Here is a 24,065-nt window from a genome sequence, read left to right on the forward strand (position 1 = left end):
CTTTTTTGAGCGCACAAGTGTACCTCTGATCATGGAAAAGGCAACTGATGAAGCTCAAAGTTATAAGTAATAGTACGTCTCACGCTAAGTTTTCTATCAACAAAAATAGCAGGTACAAAAAAACCCTAAGCTAGACTCCTAGCTTAGGGCTTATAAATCATAGAAATTAGTGTCTAGTTAAGCGCCACTACTTCGCCACAGATCATCATTAACTGATCTCGTAACCAGATGTGTCCTTTGTCCTTTTCACTTGATTCGTGCCAGCTAAGGAAGCCAGAAATCGCCGCATTATCGAATGGGAAATCTAGAATCTGAAGCTGATCTTTGTTTGCTGCATGTTCTACCATCCAACGAGGAGCTATCGTCACAAGTTCAGATTGACCAACAACGTAAAGTACGTTGCTTAAGCTCGTACCTTCGTAGAAAGGTGTGCAATCGAGGTCACGGTAAGCTTGCTCAGAGAAGCTACGTTGACCGTGAATGCGAGACAGTTTAGCGTGCTTTTCGTTAAGTAACTCTGCCGCTGAAACTTCACCGTTGATGCGTGGGTGAGAAGCAGAAGCGACCACAACCAATTCATCTTGGAAGATTTCAGTGCTTGAGAAACCTTGCTCATCAAAACGCGAGTAATCAATAACGAAGTCAATTTCTTGGTAACGCATGCGCTCAGAAAGTTGACGGTCAAATTCCGCATCCATGTGCAGATTAACGCTAGGTGCTTGGTCGTTGATTGTCGACATAATCTTAGGTGCAAAACGCATGTCGCAAGGGCTACAAATTGCAAGTTTGAACAAACGAGAAGACGACTCTGGTGAGAATACAGAACTTGGCAATTCGTTGCGTACTAACTGCAGCGCTTGGCGGATTGGGCCAAACAACTGACGAGCACGTTGAGTCGGTTGAATACCACGACCTTGACGCATGAATAGCTCGTCGTTGAACATTACTTTCAAACGAGCAACAGCATTACTTACCGCTGGCTGAGACATGCCCAGATTATGAGCTGCACGTGTAATATTTTGCTCTTGCATAACTGCATCAAATACAGTCAAAAGATTTAAGTCGACTCCACGAAGTGTGCTTTCCATTCTGTAGCTTGCAATTGCACTCATTGCGTCTTTTTTCTCTAACATTCAAGTTGCCTCTTGTCGGTTCGACAGGGTTAAATTGGTAATGGTGTGGGAATAGATAATCACTAATTCTTATATTTATCAGACCGATGTTTTTCGGATTGCCATTACTATTAACCAATAAATCTCGAGCTACCAACAAGATTGATAAAGAATAATTTAATTTTACCTTAATGATTAAACAACACCTAAAAATCAGTTGCTTATGGAGTTATAAAAAAACATAAAATGCGTCACTTATGAATTTCATTTCGACTTATTTAGCTGTTCTATCGTTTTGGTTACATTTGTTACAAATTATTGAACTCGTGAATCGTTCAGCTAGGCAATTCAGAAATAACACTTATGGGTTAAGTGAGCGATGCATAACTAGGAAAATCCACCTTATCCCAAAGTTGCTTTCTCAAGTCATCTTGGTTGGACCATTTGCCCGCCAAAACCCACTCAACAAGTGCACTTGCCACGTCAGGGTAAGTGACCCTTTCAGCCTGCTTTTCACCGAGCCAACTACGCAAGATAGCCGCGTCTAAAAAACTCATGGTTTGAGCCAACCCGAGCGCTTCAAGCGTCGCCACATTACTTTGTTGTTCGAACTGTCCCTCAAGAGGCTTAAGAAGCAACTTCTTACCTAAAGTTAAGGCTTCAGATGGCAATTCAAAACCGCCGTTGGCCACCACACCAGAGCACTGATTGAGATCGAATTGGAAGCCGGCATGACTGAGTGGTTTGAACTCTATATTTTCGACTCGGCTATACTCAATCACATTCGGGTGATAACAGACAAAGTGATGAGAAACAAACTTCATCAACAACTCAGAGATCGCATCAAGATCCTCAAATGGTAGATAAACCAAGGTGAAGTCTTGTGTTGCTTTCGCTCGCTCATCACACGCTGGCGTGTGAACGATAGGTGGCAATATTGGCTGTTCAAAGTGATACCAGTGCAACCCAATGGCATGCTCTGTTGGTGCAAAATGCTGAATAACGGAATGTTCAATCCAGTTGCCCCCTTCTTTAGGCACATCGTAACGGAACGCATTTTGGTGGCTTATCCCAATACATGGCACACCTTTCCTCTTAGCCGCCCATGCCGTCACAGGTTCAAAATCATTAAGCACTAAGTCATAAGGCGCAAGATCGATCTGGTTAACCTCGCGGAGAAATCGCCAGATGTTGTTCTTGATGAATGTCTTGCCGTATTTAACCTTCCCCTGCTCGCTGTAAAAAGTTAAACCGCTGCGGGTCTGATAGTTGCCAAACGCTTCCATCGAAAAGAATTTACTCTCGTCTCGCCCAGAGAACAGAAAGTCGACATCAATATTTTGCTGACGAAAAGCGACGGCCATTGCTCTCGCTCTAGCGATGTGCCCATTTACAGTGCCCTGTACGCCATATAAAATTTTCATTCAGGTTCCTTGAAGATGAATAATTCGAGCTCTGCTGTCTTTGCCTGTGTCTTTTTAATATGAACAACAGAACAAACAGCCATACGACTAAGCGCTATAAAATGAAGTAAATGGCTAGGCTTGTGCACGCTATACCTAGCGCTGCGCCAATCAGTACGTCCGTTAAAAAGTGCACACCGAGTAGGATTCGAGAGCCTGCAATCGCTGTCGCCCAAATCAAGCTAAAGAGATAGAGACTTGGATAAAAATGTCCGATTAGAGTCGCCATAACAAATGCAGCAGCGGAGTGCCCAGATGGCAGGCTGTATTTATCTGACGGCACAATGTGAGAGTGAAGTAATGAAGAGAATTCAGCGGGTCTGCGGCGCTTTAGGGTGTTTTTGGCTACCCAATAAATCGGTAGCTCTATCGCAAAAGCGGCTAGACCAACCATTAAAAATTCACGACCTGTGTAGCCATCAGCTAACAGCGCAATCAGAGCGATCAACACATATAGATGACCATCCCCGGTATGAGACACCGCTTTACTCAATGTTGCATGTTGCCCGCTATAACGGTTCTTCAAACAGAAAACAGAAAATGCCACATCCCAGCGGACAACAGGTTCGATAGTACGCATACGATCTCCTTAACAATCCTTATTCAGTTAAGGCTCAAGGTATGCCCCTGAAATGACAGTTAAGTGACGTTTTGAATGAACTAAAATGAATTTTGAAGCGAATTAACCGCTTTCACTAAGTAAGCTAATAGGAGCCTAGAAGCAGCCGATAAAAATAAAGCGACACAAGGCCGCTTTATTCTTCTATGTTTTTGCTTCTTTATATAAGCAAACAAACGCTACTTCTATCGTGCTAATGGTTATAGCGTTCGCTAATGATAGTAGTGCTGACTAATGATAATAGCGCTAAAGGCTATAGCGCTAATGGCTCATGCTTTTTCACCAACCCAAAATCCGCCAATATGGCGTAGGCAGCAGGGATCATAAACAACACCAGTAAGGTTGAAGCAAATATGCCAAACACAATTGAAATAACCAGAGGCTGGATAACCTGAGCCTGCAAGCTGGTTTCCGTCAACAGCGGTAGCAAACCTGCTGCGGTCGTCATTGATGTCAAAAATACCGCACGGAAACGCTCGCGACTGGCCTTCACCACCGAGTCATGAACGCTATCTCCCTCATCAACATGGTGACGAATGTATTGCACTAACAAGATGGAATCATTGACCACGATCCCGGCAAGCGACACAAAGCCCATCATGCTTGGCATACTCAAAGCGTGCCCAAGTATCCAGTGACCAACCACTACCCCAATGAAGGCTAGTGGAATCGCCAACATGACGACCACAGGTTCTAAGTAACTTCTGAACTGATAACTTAGAATCGCAAATACGCCGAATAAGCCGAGCAAGAACCCTTTGCCCATTGAGGCTCCGGTCTTCGCGGCATCTTTGGCTTCACCTTCAAAATCAAAACGTAAACCCGGGTACTTCTGAATAAGTTTGGCGGCTTCATCTTTTTGGAACTGAGCCAGAATCGCGGATGAACTCGCTTTCTTATTATCAATATCACCAAAGATACTGATGGTTCTCAGCCCATCAATACGTTGAATTCGCACGTAGTTACGCTGGAAATCTAACGTTGCCAATGTAGCTAGCGGGATTTGGCTGCCATCTGCAGTGATGATTGGGAAGTTAGCCAGTTGCTGTAAATCACCCGCTTGTTCTTTATCAAGGCGTACCTCAATCGAAATGTTCTCAACCCCAATTTGGATTTCATCCGCAGTCTGACCAAAGAAGGCCGCACGCAATTGGGAAGCAATCATCTGCCCATTCACATTGTAGGTTTCCGCACCTGGGCGAAGTTTAACTAAGATCTCTTCCTTACCCATGCGCATGTCATCAAGAACACCATGCACACCATGCACACCATCAAACTGATTAAGGTACTCCTGAATATCCAAAGAAGCCGATTTCAATGCAGCAAGATCATCATGTTTGGCGCGGAGCTCGATAGCACGACCACCCGGCCCCATCGTCGGTTGTTTGAAAACCAGCGAGATAGGGTCCGCCAAATCGCCGATGTCTTCCCGCCATGCATCAATGAAATCATCGATCACCGTGTTGCGACTTTCTGCACCTCGTAAGTCTAAGCGCACGGTAGCTAAGTGTGGCCCTGATTCATTGGCATCCGCGTTTGCATTGAATTGGCTGGTGATATGCTCAACCAATCTATTACCGTCCTCGACGTCTTCACTCCACTGCTCATTCAAACGTTCAGCAGATGCGACTATTTTATCGACCACTTTCTCGGTTTGAGACAGTGATGCGCCCGGTGGAAGAATGATGCGAGCCTCGGCAATATCACCATCCAACTCAGGAAATGGTTGGAATTTGACAACACCACCAGCAATCAAGGCTACCGAAAGCAACAGCAGGGTCAGCACTCCGCCCATAAAGGCATAGCGGAATGTCACCACTTTCTCAACCATGTTCATCAAAGTGGTATTACGAAAGTTCTCAAACTTCTCTAACAACACAACTTTGAAGCGCAGCGCTGGCTTGTCATTCTTTTCTTTGTGTAATGAATGAGACAAGTGATTAGGCAAAATCAGGAAGGCTTCAATCAAGCTCAACGACAGCACTAATATCAATACTTGAGGAACAGCCTTAAGCACCGCGCCCATCTCTCCATCGAGAAACAGCAAGCTACCGAAAATACACACCGTAGTTAAGAAAGAAGATAACACTCCGGGAAGCACTTTCTTAACGCCGTTGTACACCGCATCATCAACGTTTTGCCCCCGATCTAAATGGGACGCTATCGATTCGGCTATCACGATGGCGTCATCCATCATGATACCAATCGCCATTAGCAAGCCAACCAATGACATGATGTTAATCGATAAACCAAGGTTAGCCATCAAGAACAAACCACCAAGGAAGGCTACCGGCAGGCCAGCAGCTACCCAGAATGAATAACGCAAACTGAAGAACAACCACATGGTGGCAAATACCAGAACAATACCTTGCCAGCCATTGCGCACCATCATGGTTAAGCGATCCCAAAGTACCGACGAGAGATCGTTGGTCATTTGTAGCGTCACGCCATCAGGGGCAATCGCGCTCTGATCTTCAACGAAACGCGTCACGTTCTCTTTGATTCGTAACGCATCATCTTCTTTGTTTTTACTGATTTTCAACAGAGCCGATGGCTTTCCATCAAACAACACCTTCTGTTCATCAAGCTCAAAGCGGTCGGTTATTTTTGCAATGTCTCTCAGACGGATCACTGATCCATTAGGCGCAGAGCCAACCACGATACTTTCCAGCTCAACCGGTGTAATTCGTCTTTCATCAAAACGAATCAGAAAATTCTTGTCTGGTGTTTCAACGTTACCGCTTGGCAGTTTTACATTCTGACGGCCAATCTGGTCTGCGATATCACCGACACTCAAACCCAGCTGGCGAATCGCTTGAGTATCCAGTTCAACGCGGTATTGATGATCAGAGAAGCCGCTAACATCGACTAGTGAAACATCATAATCAAGCTTCATGATACGTTTGAGGTCTTCAGCGTAGGCCTTAAGCTCCGGCCACGACGTTTCTGCTGTGATGGCGATATCAACAACTGGTTCATTCCAATCCAGTTCTTGAACAACAGGCGATTCAATCTCAGTCGGGAAATCATTGATCGAGTTGATTTGAGTTTGTACATCCACCAGCATTCGGCCGATATCCGCTTTCTCATTCAACTTCAGGATTAGACGTGCGCTACCTTCGATGGCTTCACACTGAGTCTCTTCAATGTTAGCTAGGCCATCGACGGCATCTTCCATTCGTACACACAAGCTCTCTTCCACTTCTTGTGGTGATGCACCGGGATACACGATGGCAGCCATAATGTAAGGCGGATCATAAGCGGGGAAGGTTTCACGCTTGATGGTTGATAATGAGTTTATACCCATGATCAATAACCCAAGCATCAACAAGTTTGCCGCTGTTGGGTGCCTAGAAAAGAACTTGATCATGACGCACTCTCCTGAGTATCCGATTCAAGCTTGGCCTCTTCAGAGTTCGACTCTTTCAGTAACATGCCTTCAATTGCTGGCAGAACATCATTGAGAACCAGTTTATCTCCAGTTTGTAGCTCGCCACTCACAACCACTTGATTGTCTCTGCGATAAAGCACTTCAACATTCACCACTTGCAAGCGCTGATTGTCATCCATCAGATAAACCTTATCACCGTGCAAAGCGCGCTCTGGGACAACCCAACTAAGGTTGGCCAAGCCTTCAATCTCTGCTTTGACGAACATGCCATTGACCAAAGGCGTTGCACTGCTTGGCTGCAGAGCTGAATAGTCTTGACCAATTTCAAGAATGATCCCCGCAGTTGCTTGGTTCTCATCAACGGTTTCACTGATTCTCGCAACCTTTGCAGGCCAATTGAGGTTAAGGCTGCCACTGTTTAGCTGAATACTTGCTTTGATTGGCGCTTCATAAGGGTTTGGTATGCCTGCGGCATCACGAGGGAATTGAGTAAAGCTTGAGGCTAAAGTTTGCATATCGTGAATAGAGAGTTGCGCCTCAACTTCCATAACTTTAATCCCGTGAGCAACAAACATCTCTTGCTGAAGATTAACCACTTGGTTCTGTTCAATATCGACCTGAGCTATTCGCATCGCTCTAGGTAAAGTAATGGTCGTTTTATCCAAAGAGCGTTGCGCCTCTTTTACTTTAGAGACATTCACCTTAATCACTGCTTCCGCAACACGCTTTTCATCTGGCATCAATGCAATTTGGTTGTCAATATCCAATACAAGCTTCTGTTGAGACAACGCACTTTGCTGCTGGAGATCAACATCGGATTGAGAAGTTAGGCCTTTCTTGCGCAGATCTTGTTTACGTTGCAGCTCTTTATTGCTGATCACTAAGCGGTTCTTTTCGATCTTTAAGGTCTGCTTAAGGTTATCTTCTTCTTGGTTTAACTTAGCTAATGAAGTCTGGCTTGATTTAAGATCCGCTTCAGCTTGTACCAACTTCAACTCGTAATCCAAAGGATCGATCTTAAGTACCTCAGTTCCCGCTGGAATGATCTGCCCTTTTTCTAGGTCTGGATGTCGATAAACAATCTGCCCTGTCACCTCGGCGATGGCTTTCCATTCAACTTTAGGGACTACTTTGCCAAAGCCCACTGCCAACGGCGCGATCATTTGTTGTTCTAAACTGACTGTTTCGACTAGACGAGCCCTATCTCCCGCGGGCTTAGTCGGCAGATCCGGCTTTAAGCCAATCGCAGTCACAAGGCCGATGACACCAACCGCAAGTGCTGGAAAGAAGAGTAGTTTTTTATTTATTTTCATTATCTTTTGTCCTGCTCTGCAGAAGGGCTCGGTGCATTGATAAAGCCTTCGGTCATCAATTGAATGTTGTGTTCGATTAAACGGTTAAGAAATTCTTCATTAATCTCAATACCATGGATTGCTAATAGAGGGGGCGGAGCAATGAAGGGAAACACCATCAAGCTTATATACGAAACTCGACACAACTTTGGATCCATATTCTGTTTTAAGATGCCTTGTTCAACCAGCTTTTCAAAAATGACATCTTGTGCTGGCTTGGCGACATCGAGAAAAACCTTTTCGAGCAACTCTCTTTGCACTTCAGAGGGAGGCATATTCATCACTTGAGCAATCAAGCGAGGAAACTTGGGGACCTTGACCATCTCTTTATAATAAGTCCGCATTAAATCAAGAAAGTTCTCATGGCTGCTTTCTTCAACCAATCTCTGCATTTGCAATTGCATCGGTCGTAGCGTTTCACGCAGCATCGCCTCAAATAATCCAGCCTTACTGCCAAAGTAATAACGGATCATCGCAATGTTCACACCCGCACGATCAGCAATCAGGCGTGTCGAGACCTTGTCGTATGACTGAACGACAAACAGATCACGAGCATGCTCAATCAATAATTGTCGAACATCTAAGTTCTGTTGAGGTCGCCCCGCTTTTCGTGCCGTCATGCATCAACCTATCTCTATAATTAATCATTCGATTAATTATAGAGATAAACAGGCATAACAGTAGAAGATTAATTACTCACTATTTAATCAATTGATTAATTACTTTAGTCACGCTTGTGATTTTTTTGGTGAATCGTTCCATTAAAAATATTTACTACAAAGTTTTAACCTACACATCAGCCAAACGATAAACTAACCCGCCAATACAAAACCACCATTTAGTTGATATCGCTAACACTTAAACAAAAAACAGCACAAACAAAACCAAAACACTGCCAATGCACGCTGATATTGGATTTTCTTGTTTGACGCTCAGAATAAATTACGGTAAATATGGTGTTAACAGTTTATTTACGGATATTTGTGTAATGATTTTTTCTTCTTCTCTACTGCTGAAACTTCTCCTTATCGTGAACCAATCGCGCGGGTAAGTTGTGGGTCAAGAACTACACAAATATTAAAACCCGCACTAAGCGGGTTTTTTTGTAACTGGCACTTTTAAAAGAACATCATTCTTAATAATAATTTGGATAGCAATCGATTCATTATCGATATAAGGAAGCACCCATGAACGATCAAGTAATAATTTTTGATACTACCTTACGTGACGGCGAGCAAGCATTGGCTGCAAGCCTTACGGTAAAAGAGAAGTTACAGATCGCTTATGCTCTTGAGAGACTGGGTGTAGATGTTATCGAAGCTGGCTTCCCTATTTCTTCTCCAGGCGATTTCGAATCAGTACAAACCATCGCTAAACACATCAAAGACAGCCGTATTTGTGCGCTTTCTCGTGCCGTAGCGAAAGATATCGATGCCGCTGCAGAAGCGCTTAAAGTTGCTGACCAGTTCCGTATTCATACCTTCATCTCAACATCAACGGTTCACGTACAAGACAAATTACGCCGCAGCTACGATGACGTAGTAGAGATGGCAGTGAAAGCAGTCAAGCACGCTCGTAACTATACCGATGATGTTGAATTCTCTTGTGAAGATGCCGGCCGTACCCCTATCGACAACCTATGTCGTATGGTTGAAGCCGCGATTAACGCAGGCGCTAAGACCATCAACATTCCAGACACGGTAGGCTATACAGTACCGAATGAGTTTGGTGGCATTATTAAAACGCTATTCGATCGCGTACCCAACATCGACCAAGCGATCATCTCTGTTCACTGTCACGATGACTTAGGTATGTCGGTTGCAAACTCAATTGCAGCTGTGCAAGCGGGCGCTCGCCAAATTGAAGGCACAATCAATGGTATTGGCGAACGTGCAGGTAACTGTTCTCTAGAAGAAATCGCAATGATCATCAAAACTCGTCAAGAGCTTTTGGGTGTTCATACTGGCTTGGATCACAAGGAGATCCACCGTACCAGTAAGTTGGTAAGTCAGCTTTGCCACATGCCAATTCAAGACAACAAAGCAATCGTCGGTGCTAACGCATTCAGCCACTCTTCAGGTATTCACCAAGATGGCATGCTAAAGAACAAGAACACTTACGAGATCATGACGCCTGAGTCTATTGGCTTGAAAAACAAAGCCTTGAACCTAACAAGCCGTAGTGGCCGAGCCGCTGTTAAGAGCCACATGGACGCTATGGGTTATAAAGATAATGAGTACAACCTAGATTCATTGTACGAAGACTTCTTGAAGCTTGCTGACCGTAAAGGCCAGGTGTTCGATTACGACCTAGAAGCATTGATGCACTTCGCGAATCTACGTGATGAAGATGACTTCTATAAACTTAACTACCTAAGCGTACAATCTGGTAGTGTTATGTCTACCACCAGCATCAAGCTGCAATGTGGTGATGAAGAGAAATGCGAAGCGGCTGTCGGCAATGGCCCTGTTGATGCTTTATACCAATGTATCTACCGCTTAACAGGCTACGAGATCGCGTTGGATAAGTTCGACCTAACTGCAAAAGGTGAAGGCGAAGATGGCTTAGGTCAAGCGGACATCATTGCTAACTATAAAGGCCGTAAGTACCACGGTACTGGCGTTTCAACCGATATCGTTGAAGCTTCTGGTCAAGCGTTGCTACACGTTATCAATAGCATTCAACGCGCAGACACTATTGCTGAAATGAAGCAGCAAAAATTCGCGACAGTTTAAGACCCCAATAACAGAGCCCTAGAGCCGATGTTGTTGGCTTTAGGGACAAAATTTAAAACGAGCCAAACAGCTCAGTAACAAGAATTAAAGGATTAACATGACAGATAAATCATACAAAATTGCCGTACTACCTGGTGATGGCATTGGCCCAGAAGTAATGCAACAAGCACACAAAGTGCTAGACGCGATTGAAAAGAAACACGCAATTAGCTTTTCTCGCGAAGAGTATGATGTTGGTGGTATCGCAATTGATAACCACGGCTGTCCACTTCCAGAAGCCACAGTTGCAGGCTGTGAAGAATCTGACGCGGTACTTTTTGGTTCTGTCGGCGGCCCTAAATGGGAACACCTTCCACCAAACGACCAACCTGAACGTGGTGCCCTACTTCCGCTACGTAAACACTTCCAACTGTTCTGTAATCTACGTCCTGCGCAAATCCACAAGGGTTTAGAGTCTTTCTCTCCTCTACGTACTGATATCTCAGGAAACGGGTTCGACATCGTTGTTGTTCGTGAACTAACGGGCGGTATCTACTTCGGTCAACCAAAAGGCCGTGAAGGCGAAGGCGCAACTGAAAAAGCGTTTGATACTGAGGTTTACCACCGTTACGAAATCGAACGTATTGCAAAGATTGCTTTTGAATCTGCTCGTCTACGTAACAAAAACGTTTACTCAATCGATAAAGCGAACGTTCTTCAGAGCTCTATCTTATGGCGTGAAGTGGTTGAAGAGATCGCAAAAGATTACCCAGATGTCACGCTAAACCACATGTACATCGACAACGCGACCATGCAACTAATCAAAGATCCATCTCAGTTTGATGTGATGCTTTGTTCAAACATCTTCGGTGACATCATCTCTGATGAGTGTGCAATGATCACAGGCTCTATGGGTATGCTTCCTTCTGCAAGCTTGAACGAAAGCAACTTCGGCCTATACGAACCAGCAGGTGGCAGTGCTCCAGATATCGCAGGTAAGAACATTGCGAACCCAGTCGCGCAAATTCTTTCGGCAGCGCTAATGCTTCGTTACAGCCTAGGCGAAGAAGCGGCAGCGCAAGACATCGAAACAGCGGTATCTAAAGCACTTTCTGCAGGCGAGCTAACAGCAGACCTTGCAGGCAAGAACCAAGCGCTGACTACCTCAGAAATGGGTGACAAGATCGCTGAGTACATCTTAGCTTCATAAGCTAGATGCTTAGATTAAAAGCAAGTACATAAAAATAATATCAAGCCAAGTCAGCTTAGACTGTATGACTTGGCTAGAAACAAACACTGGGACTGATGCTCCCAAGGAAGAAAAGCTATGTCGACAAACCAGCAAGCAAAAACCTTATACGAAAAAGTTTATGACGCTCACGTTGCAGTTGCAGCGAAGGGCGAAACGCCAATTCTTTATATCGATCGCCACTTAGTCCACGAAGTAACATCACCACAAGCCTTTGATGGCCTGCGTGAAAAAGGTCGTAAAGTTCGCCAAGTAGGCAAAACTTTTGCAACCATGGATCACAACGTATCGACACAAACGAAAGACATCAACGCCTCTGGTGAGATGGCTCGTATCCAAATGGAAACGCTATCGAAAAACTGTGAAGAGTTTGGTGTCACGCTCTACGACCTAAACCACAAATACCAAGGTATTGTGCACGTAATGGGCCCTGAGCTAGGTATTACTCTGCCGGGCATGACCATCGTATGTGGTGACTCACACACGGCTACACACGGTGCATTTGGTTCTCTTGCATTCGGTATCGGTACTTCAGAAGTTGAGCACGTTCTAGCTACGCAAACACTAAAACAAGCTCGTGCTAAAACGATGAAGATCGAAGTAAAAGGCAAGGTGGCTCCAGGCATCACTGCAAAAGACATCGTGTTAGCGATCATCGGTAAAACTACATCTGCAGGCGGTACTGGCTACGTTGTGGAATTCTGTGGTGAGGCAATTACAGACCTTACGATGGAAGGTCGTATGACGGTATGTAACATGGCTATCGAGCTTGGCGCTAAAGCAGGTCTAATTGCCCCTGATGCAACGACATACGAGTACATCAAAGGTCGTAAGTTCTCTCCACAAGGCCAAGACTTAGAAGCGGCAATCGAATACTGGGACACATTGAAAACCGATGCTGACGCTGAATTCGATGCAGTTGTTACATTAGAAGCAGCAGATATTAAACCACAAGTTACTTGGGGTACTAACCCAGGTCAGGTTATCTCGGTAGACACGCCAATCCCTGCACCAGAAAGCTTCGCTGACCCTGTTGAAAAAGCATCTGCAGAAAAAGCTCTGGCTTACATGGGCCTTGAAGCCGGTAAATCTCTATCTGATTACAACGTAGATAAAGTGTTCGTGGGTTCTTGTACTAACTCGCGTATCGAAGACATGCGTGCAGCAGCAGCGGTAGCGAAAGGCCGTCAAGTAGCGAAACATGTTCAAGCGCTTATCGTTCCAGGTTCAGAGCAAGTTAAAGCACAAGCTGAAGCTGAAGGCCTAGATAAAATCTTCATCGAAGCAGGCTTTGAATGGCGTTTACCAGGCTGTTCTATGTGTCTTGCTATGAACAACGACCGTCTAGGTCCACAAGAGCGCTGTGCTTCTACATCAAACCGTAACTTTGAAGGTCGCCAAGGCCGTGATGGTCGTACGCACCTAGTTAGCCCAGCAATGGCAGCCGCAGCGGCAATCGCTGGTCACTTTGTCGATATTCGTGAACTTTAATTAGAGGATTTAACATGTCAGGTTTTCAACAACACACCGGATTAGTCGTTCCTCTAGATACGGCCAACATCGATACTGATGCGATCATTCCAAAGCAGTTTCTACAGAAAGTAAACCGCATCGGTTTTGGTAAACACTTGTTCCACGATTGGCGCTTCCTAGATGACGCAGGCCAACAACCAAACCCTGAGTTTGTAATGAACGAGGCACGTTACCAAGGCGCTTCGATTCTACTGGCTCGTGAGAACTTCGGTTGTGGTTCATCTCGTGAACACGCACCGTGGGCGCTTGCCGATTACGGTATTCAAGTGATGATCGCGCCAAGCTTTGCCGACATTTTCTACGGTAACTCGATCAATAACCAAATGGTTCCAGTTCGATTGACTGAGCAAGAAGTGGATGAGCTATTCCAATTCGTTGAAGCGAATGAAGGTGCAGAAATCACGGTTGATCTAGAAGCAATGAAAGTCAGCGCGAACGGCAAAGAGTACTCGTTTGAAATTGATGAGTTTCGTCGTCACTGCTTACTGAATGGTTTAGATAATATCGGCCTTACACTTCAACACGCCGATAAGATTTCAGAGTTTGAAGCTAAGATTCCTAGCTTCCTAAAATAGTGAGACGTTTCTGAATAAATCTAAAGGTTGGCCAAGTGCCAACCTTTTTTATTTGGCTAAGCTTTTAACTTAACTTCATATGTTTATTTAAATGAAGGGCAATGAAAGAAAATGGTAAGCCTTAAGGTCTTAGTAGTCAGTCATCAGGAGAATGCCATGAAACAACTACTTTTTATTGTCAGCCTACTTTTCTCAACCTTAGCTTGGTCTGCGCCTAAATCCGATCTTTGGCCATACTGGAATCAAAGCGACGAAACCAACCTAGAACAGGTATCTCATCAAGATTGGCAACAATTCCTCGATAGCTACTTGGTTAAACAGGGGCAAAATACGTTAGTTCACTACAAAGCAGTGAATACTGCCGATAAGAAAAAGCTCAAGCAATACATCAAGCAACTCGAACAGGTTAATCCGCTCGACTATTCAAAAGCGGAGCAGTATGCCTATTGGGTTAACCTATACAATGTCGTGACTGTCGATTTGATTCTTGATGCCTACCCGATCAAATCCATCACTAAACTTGGCGGACTATTTAGTTTCGGGCCGTGGGGAGATGATGTGGTAGTCGTTAACGGAAAATCACTGACACTCAATGACATTGAACACCGAATCCTCAGACCAATTTGGCAAGACCCTCGTACGCATTATGCAGTGAACTGTGCCAGCCTAGGTTGCCCTAACTTACAACCTGACGCTTTTACCTCTGACAATATTGAAGCCTTGCTAGAGCAAGCTGCAACTGAGTTTGTAAGCAGTGACAAAGGCGTACTGGAAACAAATAACAAGCTTCAACTATCATCGATTTACGAATGGTTTGCTGTGGATTTTGGTACAGAGAAACAACTTATTCGTCACTTAGAACAATATCGAACTCAACCTGTAACGAATACTCAAAACATCAGTTATGAATACGATTGGTCGCTCAACCAAGCAAACTAGCTCTAACGCTAAAGTTCATTACTAAAGCAAAAAAAAGAGGCTAGAGGTTTTTATTAACCTCTAGCCTCTTCTCAATTCTTTGACCGTATTTCTACGATTAAAAGCTTGAGCCCGGTTGCTGCAAGAATTCAATTTCTTCGGGAGTCGAATCTCGCCCTAACACTTCATTACGGTGCGGATAGCGCCCAAATCGCTCAATGATAACCTTGTGCTTAAACTCAAAATCCAGATTATGTTCCAATCCCGTTTGAGAAAAGAGCTCCACGGCTTGTTCATGGACTAACAAAGATTCACTGTGCATATAAGGCATATACAGGAAGCTTTTCTGTTGCTCGTTAAGCTGGTGATCAAAACCACCCGCTACCGCCTCTTGGGCTAGAGCCAACGCCATTGGGTCAGCCGAAAAAGCTGTAGGACTGTTTCTGCCAAGATTTCTAGAAAACTGATCAAGCACGATAATCTCTGCCAAGCGTCCTTGCGCAGTTTGTCGCCACTCAAATAGCTCACCTTGAACGGCTGCTTTATGCAGTTCAGAAAATCGAGATTCTATTAAAGCATCAATTTCTTCGCCGCCAGTAAACCAGTCTTTTGGCGTCAATTCATCGAACCAAAACTCTAGAACATCCTGATACGTTACCGTCATATAATTCCCTTTAATAAAAAACCGAATCATTTAATAGTATGACTCGGTCTATGTTCGATTACTTAAAACCTTTTACTTTCTTTATCAGATCATAAGCATTCTGAATTTCTTGCGATTTTTCTTTCGCGACATTCATCATTTCTGGTGGCAAACCCTTCGCCATCAGTTTATCTGGGTGATGCTCATTCATCAGCTTGCGGTAAGCTTTCTTCACCTCTTTACCGTCGGCACTTTCACTCACACCGAGAACTTTAAACGCATCGGCCAGTTGGTTTTGTTGCGAAGCCTGTTGCCAACCCGATGATTGCCCATGCCCTTGATGGCCACCAAAGCTTCCACCCTGCTGTTGAAAACGGAATGCAGCTTCTTGCATCTGTAAACGGCGTTCTAGTTGTTCTGCAGAAAAGCCAAGACCTTGCGCTATCTTATGTAAGACCTGACGCTCACTTGGGTGCAAGCTTCCATCGGCAAATGCTGCGGATACCTGTAGCTCTAAAAAGAACTGCAGAAGATCAAAACGGCCGCCCGATGAGATCTTCACACGCTCAAGCACATCGCTTAACGGGAAGTCACTTTCTTTGCCATCACGAAACGCATCTTGCGCCGCTTTACGTTGTTCGCCATGCAGGTTCATACGCTCCATCATTGTAGAAGCTAGCTGAATTTCTTCTGGCGTGACCTGCCCCTTAGCTTTAGCAACGTGTCCCATAACCGCAAAGGCGGATTTAAAAAACTCGTTTTGTCTTTCAGCTTGGCTTGGACCTCGTCCAAAACCAGAGCTATTGAAGCCCGATTGGTTCAATCGGCGAGCTTTATCGAACTGGTGCCCTAAAAATAGGCCAAAAACTAAACCGAGCGGCCCCCCAAATAAAAAACCAAAAAAAGCGCCCAAAATTTTGCCAAATATTTGCATTATGTGTTCTCTATCTATGAATTTTGTCTGAGTAATGCTGTCTGATGATGCTGAATGCTAATATTTCCTTTATCATAAGGAAAATGCTTTATTAATTGGATTGATACTAGATCAACCCTTCATCTAGTGACACAGGATAGTTCAACTTCATGCAATCTTTTTCCCGCACCTTGTTAGCCGCGTCTATAAGTACGGCATTATACGTATCGACAACTCAAGCTGAAACAATCACAGATAGTAGTGTGCAGGAAATGCCCTCTATAGATCAATGCTTGATCGAGCCCGCTGCAGAAAACGAGACACAACTTCCCGCTCATGTTGAGTCCGATCGCTTAGAGGCTATCAATGGTGACAAGGCAATCTACTCAGGTGATGTAAGAGTTACGCAAGGAAACAAAACCATCCTTGCCGACAATGTAACGCTTCACCAACAAGAAAATATCGTTGTAGCTGAAGGCAACGTAAACTTTAGCGATGGTCAAATTAAATCTATCTCAGACAGAGCGACCAATAATCTGACTACCGATGAAATGACGCTCGAAAATACCGATTATGAGTTCCTCTGTGAGCAAGGGCGAGGAGATGCGGTTTACATAGCAAAAACCGGAAAAGCGGTTTATGAGATTGAAGATGGCTCAATCACCTCTTGCCCTATCGGCGACAATGCATGGCGACTAAGAGCGTCAAGTATCGATGTTGACCAAAATGAAGAAGAGGCTACGTTCTACAACCCAAGGTTTGAAATTCAGAGCGTTCCTGTTTTTTACCTGCCGTACTTAACCGTTCCGATTGGTGATACGCGTAAAACAGGCTTCTTATATCCAACGGTATCATATGGCTCAAGTGATGGCTTTGAATTTGAGATCCCTGTTTATTGGAACTTGGCACCAGAGTATGACCTGAAAACCACTTTTAAGCACATGAAAGAACGTGGTACTCAGCTTAACAGTGAATTTAGATATTTAAGCGATTTTGGTTCCGGGATGATTAAGTCTGAATACTTGCCTGATGACAAAAAATACCCAGAGAAAGGCAAACGTTGGGGGGCTCAACTTTATCACTCAGGAATATTCCAAGAATCTTGGTTGTTTGAAATTGATTACTCAAAAGTTGGCGATCTCGAGTACTTCACAGATGTCAACGGCAGCGGCATTGGTAACCGTGAAGATGGCCAACTGCTTCAAGAAGGGCAGGCTACATACCGTTCTCAAAATTGGGATGCGTCTGTACTTGTGCGAGATTTTCAGGTCCTCACAAATACGACAAACAACCTTCCATACCGCCTGCTCCCACAGCTTGAATACAACTATTATGCCCCGGAGGTAATGGAGTATTTAGATTTCGACTTGATCAGTCATGTGTCTCTGTTTGATACAGATGCTAAAGGCAAACCATCAGCAACTCGTATCCACGTTGAGCCGGGAATTACCATCCCTGTAGGTAATACTTGGGGTACTTGGACCACTGAAGCCCGACTGCTTGGGACTTACTACCAACAAAATCTTGATGGTGTAGATACAACTAGTGAATTTATCAATAACGACCCAAATAAAAAAAATCCATATTATGGGCTGAAAGATAAAGTTTCTCGAGTTATCCCTGAGTTTAGAAGCCATGCAGGTATCGTTTTAGAAAGAGATACTAAGGTTATTGGCAACTACACTCAAACTTTAGAACCCCAAGTTCAATACCTGTACGTACCAAAAGAAGATCAAGACAACATCGGCCTTTACGATACGACACTTCTGCAGACTGATTACTATGGTCTCTTTAGAAGCCGCAAATACAGTGGTGTAGACCATATTGCTGCAGCTAACCAAGTCAGTTATGGTGCATCATCTCGTTTCTTTGATGATGAGTATAAAGAGCGACTCAATGTGTCTTTTGGACAGATCTTTTATATCGACAAAGATACGAAACAGAATTTACAGCTCGATCCTAAAAATAAGAACTCGAACTACTCATCTTGGGCGGTAGAGGTCGATTTTAATTACGACGACTACCTATTTTATCATGGTGGTATGCAGTACGACATCGACACCACAGCAATGCAACTAGCCAATAGCACCATTGAGTACCGTTTTTCTGGTGGTTATATCCAAACCAACTACCGTTACGTCACCAAAGAATATATAAAACAAAATGTTGAAGACACCATTAACAATATCGGTTCGATTACTAAAGATGGTATATCTCAAGCAGGATTACTTGGAGCTTACCAGATTTCGCGTAAATGGAATGCCAGCGCTCAGTATTTCTATGATTTAACAACTGAAGAAAACCTTGAATGGTTGGCCAAACTCAATTACAAGTCTGATTGTTGGTATATCGGCTTCACCTACAGTAATCAATTGCGTAGATGGGAAGGCGATTATGTGACTAATCCTAACGCAACCCCAGTATATGAGAAAAACTTTGGCTTTAACTTCGGTATTGTTGGCTTTGGTACCAATATAGGCTCTGATTCAAGCGAAGTAAGTGAAACAAGCTCAAATAACGCACTTAGCTACGGTCGCCCATTCTTCTTAAACAACTAATTTTCTTTATTGATAACACATCGGTAAATATAAAGGATTACACATGACATTGTGGAAACGCACATTAATAGCTATCGCAGCGGCTTGTACTTTATCAACAAGCTATGCCGCACCAGTTGAACTCGATAGCGTAAAAGTAATCGTCAACGAGGGCGTGATCTTACAAAGTGACATTGATACTTCAATGAAAACACTGCGCGCAAACGCGAAGAAAAGCGGACAAACATTACCATCACAAGATGTATTGAATGAGCAAGTTCTAGAAAAACTGATCATCGATACAATTCAGACCCAAGAAGCGGAACGTATTGGGGTTCGAATTGATGATGCTCGACTGGATCAAGCGATTGAAGGCATTGCCAAAGATAACAACCAAACAGTACAACAACTTACCGCATCGGTTGCGGAAGAAGGCCTTAGCTACAACGCATTTCGTGAGCAAGTGAGAAAAGAGATTGCTGCAAGTGAAGCTCGTAATGCCTTGGTTCGCCGTCGTATTAATATCCTTCCTGCAGAAGTCGACAACCTAGCGGACATCTTAGCGCAAGAAACCAATGCGACGGTTCAATACAAAATTGGCCACATCCAACTTCGATTCAATGATGACCAAACCAAAGAAGAATTAGAAGCACAAGCGACAGATTTAGTGGAAGAGCTAAACAACGGCAAAGACTTTAGCACCATGGCATATACATACTCTAAAGGCCCTAAAGCGTTGCAAGGTGGTGATTGGGGTTGGATGCGTAAAGAAGAGATGCCTACGATTTTTGCAGACCAAATCAAAATGCAGAATAAAGGCAGCATCATCGGTCCTTTCCGAAGTGGTGTTGGCTTCCATATTCTAAAAATTGAAGACGTAAAAGGTTTGGAAACCGTTGCAGTTACCGAAGTTAATGCACGTCATATTTTGATTAAGCCAACGGTTATCTTGAGTGATGACGGTGCGAAAGAGCAGCTTGAAGAAATCACTCGTCGTGTAAACGCAGGTGAAGCGAGCTTTGGTGATCTTGCACAGCAATACAGCCAAGATCCCGGTTCAGCAGTACAAGATGGTGAGTTAGGCTACCAAACTCCAGATTTATACGTTCCTGAGTTCAAACACCAAGTAGAAACGCTACCTGAAGGTAAGATCAGTGCGCCATTCAAAACCGTGCACGGTTGGCACATTGTTGAAGTACTAGACCGTCGCGAAGTCGACCGTACCGATTCAGCATTGAAAAACAAGGCTTATCAAATTCTATTTAACCGTAAGTTCAACGAAGAAGTCGGTGCTTGGCTGCAAGAAGTAAGAGCTAGCGCCTTTGTTGAAGTGGTCGAGGATGACCAAGATGACAACTAAACGCCTTGTCATTACAGCAGGTGAACCGGCGGGAATTGGGCCAGATTTAACTCTCGCATTATCCCAAGAAAGCTGGCCACATCAGCTCGTGGTTTGTGCGGATAAAAGCCTATTAGCAGAGCGAGCTGAAATGTTAGGGATTGAAGTTGAGCTGTTGGATTACGACTCAACCGCGCCCAAGCAACCTCAACGCTCTGGAACATTGGTTGTGAAACACGTTCCACTAGCTGAAACAGCAGTTGCAGGCCAACTCAACGAGGCTAACGGTCATTACGTATTAAATACTTTAGAAACCGCAGCAATTGGCTGTATGAATGATGAATTTGATGCTATTGTCACCGGCCCTGTTCACAAGGGTGTAATTAACCGAGCTGGCGTTGCTTTTAGTGGCCATACCGAGTTCTTTGCAGAGAAGTCCAATACTCCACTTGTCGTGATGATGTTGGCAACAGAAGGGCTGCGTGTTGCTCTAGTAACAACGCACATCCCGCTAGCTTATGTATCTCAAGCAGTGACCGAAGACAGATTAGAGCAAATCATTGCTATTCTGCATAAAGACTTGGTTGAAAAATTTGCTATTGAGAAACCAACTATCTACGTGTGTGGTTTGAATCCACATGCTGGTGAAGATGGTTGTTTGGGTCGTGAAGAGATAGAAACTATCACCCCTACGCTAGAAAAAATTCGCCAGAAAGATGGTATTAATTTAGTTGGCCCATTGCCAGCAGACACCATCTTTAATGAAAAATATTTGCAAGATGCAGATGCTGTTTTAGGTATGTATCACGACCAAGTACTCCCGGTATTGAAATACAAAGGGTTTGGTCGCTCAGTGAACATCACGCTTGGCTTACCGTTTATTCGCACATCAGTCGATCACGGTACCGCCTTAGACTTGGCAGGGAAAGGCCAAGCCGATACAGGGAGCTTTAGAACAGCGCTCACGCACGCCATTGAATTAGTAGAGAAAAAGCAATGAGAAATGATGTCCACTTAGGGCACAAAGCGCGTAAACGTTTTGGTCAAAACTTCCTTAACGACCCATACATTATTGATGGAATCGTATCGAGTATTAACCCACTACCAGGCCAGAACTTAGTAGAAATCGGCCCTGGTCTTGGTGCGATTACTGAGCCTGTTGGCAAGCTTGTCGACAAGTTCACAGTAATTGAACTGGATAGAGATCTTGCTGAACGTCTGCGTAATCACCCTGATCTTGCTGAAAAGTTAACGATCTATGAAGGCGATGCAATGAAGTTCGATTTCGAACAACTTGTTAAGCCAAACAACAAGTTACGTATCTTCGGTAATTTGCCATACAACATCTCTACACCATTGATGTTCCACCTTTTTGAGTTCCATAAAGACGTGCAAGACATGCACTTTATGCTTCAAAAAGAAGTGGTTAACCGATTAGCAGCGGGTCCTGGCACTAAAGCTTACGGTCGTCTAACGGTTATGGCTCAATATTACTGTAAAGTCACTCCTGTGTTAGAAGTGCCACCAACAGCATTTGTTCCGCCACCGAAAGTAGACTCTGCAGTCGTTCGTCTTCAGCCTTATGAAGTACTGCCTTACCCGGCAAAAGATCTTAAGTGGTTAGATCGCGTATGTCGCGAAGGCTTTAACCAGCGCCGTAAAACAGTACGTAACTGCTACAAGAGCCTAATCGATAAGGAAGTGCTTGAAGAGCTAGGTGTAAACCCTGGCATGCGCCCTGAGAACCTGACGCTCGAACAGTTTGTCGATATGGCGAACTGGTTGCACGACAGTCACAACGCTGACAAATAATCGAAAAAGGCTCCTACACTTCGGTGAGGAGCCTATTTTTTATGTAATACTAAAAGCATACCAACAACAAAAGGTGCGAATATGGATATATCTACGCCTTGTATCAAATGCCAAGTTCATTCTAAATATATTGAAGAACAATCTGAGCCATCTAAGAATCGCTACGTTTTCGCTTACATCATTACCATCAAAAATCTAAGTAAAACAACGGTACAACTTATGTCTCGCCGCTGGCTGATTACCGACTCTAACGGTAAACAACTCACCATAGAAGGTGATGGCGTGGTTGGACAGCAGCCTGTGATTGAAGCCAATGACGAATACACATATACCAGTGGTACGGTCATCGAAACCCCTGTGGGTGTTATGCAAGGTCACTATGTGATGACCAATCATAAAGGCATTGATTTCATAACAGAAGTCGACCCATTTAGACTGGCTATCCCCAATATCCTTAACTAGTACGCATCTCTACCACTTACAGGAAAATACTGTGTCGAATTATATTGTCGGAGACATTCAAGGATGCTTCGACGAGCTTCAGTTACTGCTTGAAACCATCAACTTTGATAGACAACAAGATACTTTATGGGTCGCCGGAGACTTAGTTGCTCGTGGCCCTAAATCCTTAGAGACGTTACGTTTTGTTCGTAACCTTGGCAGTTCAGCGAAGGTGGTATTGGGTAACCATGATTTACATCTACTTGCGGTATCCTTAGGCCTCTTTTCAGCTAAACCAAAAGACAAGACTCAACCAATTCTTGATGCTAAAGACCGTGACCAATTGCTGGAATGGTTAAGACAACAACCCTTGATGCAAGAACACCCTGAGTTTGTCATGACACATGCAGGCATCTCTCCTCAATGGAACTTGGAACAAGCACGTATAGAGAATCGAGAGATAACATCATTACTGAAATCGGACCGTTGGCAGTGGCTTATTGAGAACATGTACAGCAACACGCCAGATCTCTGGAACAACGAGTTGCAAGGCATAGAGCGCTATCGCTATGCGATCAATAGCCTGACAAGAATGCGCTTCTGTTTTGAAGATAGCCGACTCGACATGGCATGTAAGCTACCACCGAATGAAATTACCGATGAACCACTAGTGCCATGGTTTGACCTTCCGCAACGCATAAAGCTCGATAAAACCGTTGTTTTTGGACACTGGGCTGCGCTTGAAGGCTATAACGGAAAAGATGTAATTGGACTTGATACTGGATGCGTGTGGGGAGGAGAATTGACGATACTTCGCTGGGAAGACAAACAGTTTTTTACTCAAAAAGCGCTATAAAAAAACGAGATACGAGATACTTGCGCTAGCTGGGTACAGTAACGCAAGTATTTTTCAGAGCCTAACTCTTAATAACCACAGTTAACGCTCGAGAACCACAAACTCCATGTTGTGTTTATTTTTCTCGTCCGCTTGATAGGCCTCGCGAAAGCTTAACTTCCAATCTTCACCCCAATCAGGGAATTGCGTGTCGCCATCCACATCAAAATCAATATAAGTCAGATAGAGCTTGTTCGCTTTAGGCAGACAGCTTTCATAGATAGAACCGCCACCGATGATCATCACTTCATCAACATCGCTTACTAGCTCTAATGCTTGATCAATTGACGTTACAGTCGTCACACCTTCAATTTCTAAACTTTCGTCGCGGCTGATTACGACATTTACTCGGCCAGGTAAAGGGCGACCAATCGAATCATAGGTCTTACGCCCCATCACTACCGGTTTACCCATCGTTGAGCGTTTAAACCATGCGAAATCTGCAGGTAAATGCCAAGGCATCTGATTATCTTTACCAATTACACGGTTGTTTGCCATTGCCGCTATCATACTGATGATCATAAATAGAAAGTCCTGTCCTTACCTGAAAATGAAATTG

Annotated in this window: 20 protein-coding genes; 11 read left to right on the plus strand and 9 right to left on the minus strand. The window is 44.1% G+C overall.

All coding sequences use genetic code 11. From position 1 onward, the window contains the following. Nucleotides 1-173 precede the first annotated feature (173 nt). The 6 genes from leuO to ACED28_RS02740 form a co-directional block, all read right to left on the minus strand. Nucleotides 174-1,133 (minus strand): transcriptional regulator LeuO, encoded by a 960-nt coding sequence (gene leuO / locus ACED28_RS02715; RefSeq protein WP_017100430.1) that lies wholly within the window; start codon nucleotides 1,131-1,133, stop codon nucleotides 174-176. A gap of 347 nt (nucleotides 1,134-1,480) precedes the next feature. Beyond that, on the minus strand, nucleotides 1,481-2,536 hold the full coding sequence (locus ACED28_RS02720; protein ID WP_371709217.1) for an MJ1255/VC2487 family glycosyltransferase: 1,056 nt from the start codon (nucleotides 2,534-2,536) through the stop codon (nucleotides 1,481-1,483). A 94-nt stretch (nucleotides 2,537-2,630) separates the two neighbouring features. Continuing rightward, entirely contained in the window at nucleotides 2,631-3,155 is a 525-nt protein-coding gene (locus ACED28_RS02725; protein WP_009847812.1) for a phosphatase PAP2 family protein, read from the minus strand. Nucleotides 3,156-3,447: 292 nt separating this feature from the next. Beyond that, the gene (locus ACED28_RS02730; RefSeq protein ID WP_371709218.1) at nucleotides 3,448-6,564 is read right to left on the minus strand and encodes an efflux RND transporter permease subunit; all 3,117 of its coding nucleotides are present in this window, start codon (nucleotides 6,562-6,564) and stop codon (nucleotides 3,448-3,450) included. After that, complete coding sequence (locus ACED28_RS02735) at nucleotides 6,561-7,898, minus strand: efflux RND transporter periplasmic adaptor subunit (RefSeq protein ID WP_371709219.1); 1,338 nt, start codon at nucleotides 7,896-7,898, stop codon at nucleotides 6,561-6,563. Before ACED28_RS02735 ends, ACED28_RS02730 begins: the two co-directional genes overlap by 4 nt. Next, nucleotides 7,898-8,557 (minus strand): TetR/AcrR family transcriptional regulator, encoded by a 660-nt coding sequence (locus tag ACED28_RS02740; protein WP_371709220.1) that lies wholly within the window; start codon nucleotides 8,555-8,557, stop codon nucleotides 7,898-7,900. The genes ACED28_RS02735 and ACED28_RS02740 overlap by 1 nt, the downstream gene beginning before the upstream one ends. A 567-nt stretch (nucleotides 8,558-9,124) precedes the next feature. On the opposite strand from ACED28_RS02740, the gene leuA reads away from it, so the two are divergent. The 5 genes from leuA to ACED28_RS02765 all read left to right on the plus strand — a co-directional run bounded on the left by leuA (nucleotide 9,125) and on the right by ACED28_RS02765 (nucleotide 14,947). Next, nucleotides 9,125-10,672, plus strand: coding sequence for a 2-isopropylmalate synthase (gene leuA / locus ACED28_RS02745; protein ID WP_009847816.1), 1,548 nt, complete (start codon nucleotides 9,125-9,127; stop codon nucleotides 10,670-10,672). 97 nt (nucleotides 10,673-10,769) lie between these two features. Continuing rightward, a complete protein-coding gene (gene leuB / locus ACED28_RS02750; RefSeq protein ID WP_371709221.1) occupies nucleotides 10,770-11,861 on the plus strand; it encodes a 3-isopropylmalate dehydrogenase in 1,092 nt (363 codons plus the stop codon). Between the two features lie 117 nt (nucleotides 11,862-11,978). Next, nucleotides 11,979-13,391, plus strand: a complete 1,413-nt coding sequence (gene leuC, locus ACED28_RS02755; RefSeq protein WP_371709222.1) for a 3-isopropylmalate dehydratase large subunit — start codon at nucleotides 11,979-11,981, stop codon at nucleotides 13,389-13,391. Nucleotides 13,392-13,405: 14 nt separating this feature from the next. Continuing rightward, nucleotides 13,406-14,008, plus strand: coding sequence for a 3-isopropylmalate dehydratase small subunit (leuD, locus tag ACED28_RS02760; protein ID WP_017061388.1), 603 nt, complete (start codon nucleotides 13,406-13,408; stop codon nucleotides 14,006-14,008). A gap of 156 nt (nucleotides 14,009-14,164) precedes the next feature. Continuing rightward, entirely contained in the window at nucleotides 14,165-14,947 is a 783-nt protein-coding gene (locus ACED28_RS02765) for a DUF547 domain-containing protein (protein WP_371709223.1), read from the plus strand. A 97-nt stretch (nucleotides 14,948-15,044) separates the two neighbouring features. On the opposite strand, the gene ACED28_RS02770 is transcribed toward ACED28_RS02765, so the two are convergent. Together ACED28_RS02770 and djlA are read right to left on the minus strand one after the other, a co-directional pair. Next, nucleotides 15,045-15,590 (minus strand): DUF924 family protein, encoded by a 546-nt coding sequence (locus ACED28_RS02770; protein WP_371709224.1) that lies wholly within the window; start codon nucleotides 15,588-15,590, stop codon nucleotides 15,045-15,047. A gap of 58 nt (nucleotides 15,591-15,648) precedes the next feature. Further along, entirely contained in the window at nucleotides 15,649-16,503 is an 855-nt protein-coding gene (gene djlA, locus ACED28_RS02775) for a co-chaperone DjlA (RefSeq protein ID WP_009847822.1), read from the minus strand. A 149-nt stretch (nucleotides 16,504-16,652) separates the two neighbouring features. Here djlA and lptD point away from each other — a divergent pair, with 149 nt between their 5' ends. From lptD to ACED28_RS02805, 6 genes are all read left to right on the plus strand, one after another. Beyond that, nucleotides 16,653-19,040: an LPS assembly protein LptD gene (gene lptD / locus ACED28_RS02780; RefSeq protein WP_017100841.1), complete on the plus strand. Its 2,388-nt coding sequence runs from the start codon at nucleotides 16,653-16,655 to the stop codon at nucleotides 19,038-19,040. Nucleotides 19,041-19,083: 43 nt separating this feature from the next. Next, nucleotides 19,084-20,379, plus strand: coding sequence for a peptidylprolyl isomerase SurA (gene surA, locus ACED28_RS02785; RefSeq protein WP_009847824.1), 1,296 nt, complete (start codon nucleotides 19,084-19,086; stop codon nucleotides 20,377-20,379). Continuing rightward, the gene (pdxA, locus tag ACED28_RS02790; RefSeq protein ID WP_167855767.1) at nucleotides 20,369-21,358 is read left to right on the plus strand and encodes a 4-hydroxythreonine-4-phosphate dehydrogenase PdxA; all 990 of its coding nucleotides are present in this window, start codon (nucleotides 20,369-20,371) and stop codon (nucleotides 21,356-21,358) included. Before surA ends, pdxA begins: the two co-directional genes overlap by 11 nt. Beyond that, on the plus strand, nucleotides 21,355-22,170 hold the full coding sequence (gene rsmA, locus ACED28_RS02795) for a 16S rRNA (adenine(1518)-N(6)/adenine(1519)-N(6))-dimethyltransferase RsmA (protein ID WP_009847826.1): 816 nt from the start codon (nucleotides 21,355-21,357) through the stop codon (nucleotides 22,168-22,170). Before pdxA ends, rsmA begins: the two co-directional genes overlap by 4 nt. Before the next feature lie 81 nt (nucleotides 22,171-22,251). Further along, a complete protein-coding gene (gene apaG, locus ACED28_RS02800; protein ID WP_371709225.1) occupies nucleotides 22,252-22,632 on the plus strand; it encodes a Co2+/Mg2+ efflux protein ApaG in 381 nt (126 codons plus the stop codon). 31 nt (nucleotides 22,633-22,663) lie between these two features. Beyond that, nucleotides 22,664-23,467, plus strand: a complete 804-nt coding sequence (locus ACED28_RS02805) for a symmetrical bis(5'-nucleosyl)-tetraphosphatase (RefSeq protein WP_371709226.1) — start codon at nucleotides 22,664-22,666, stop codon at nucleotides 23,465-23,467. Between the two features lie 81 nt (nucleotides 23,468-23,548). On the opposite strand, the gene folA is transcribed toward ACED28_RS02805, so the two are convergent. Next, nucleotides 23,549-24,028 carry a type 3 dihydrofolate reductase gene (folA, locus tag ACED28_RS02810; protein WP_371709227.1) on the minus strand — a complete coding sequence of 160 codons (480 nt, stop codon included), beginning with the start codon at nucleotides 24,026-24,028 and terminating at the stop codon, nucleotides 23,549-23,551. Between the last annotated feature and the right edge of the window lie 37 nt (nucleotides 24,029-24,065).

This window comes from Vibrio sp. 1F253, from assembly GCF_041439295.1.
In the GTDB taxonomy this organism is placed as follows: domain Bacteria; phylum Pseudomonadota; class Gammaproteobacteria; order Enterobacterales; family Vibrionaceae; genus Vibrio; species Vibrio tasmaniensis_A.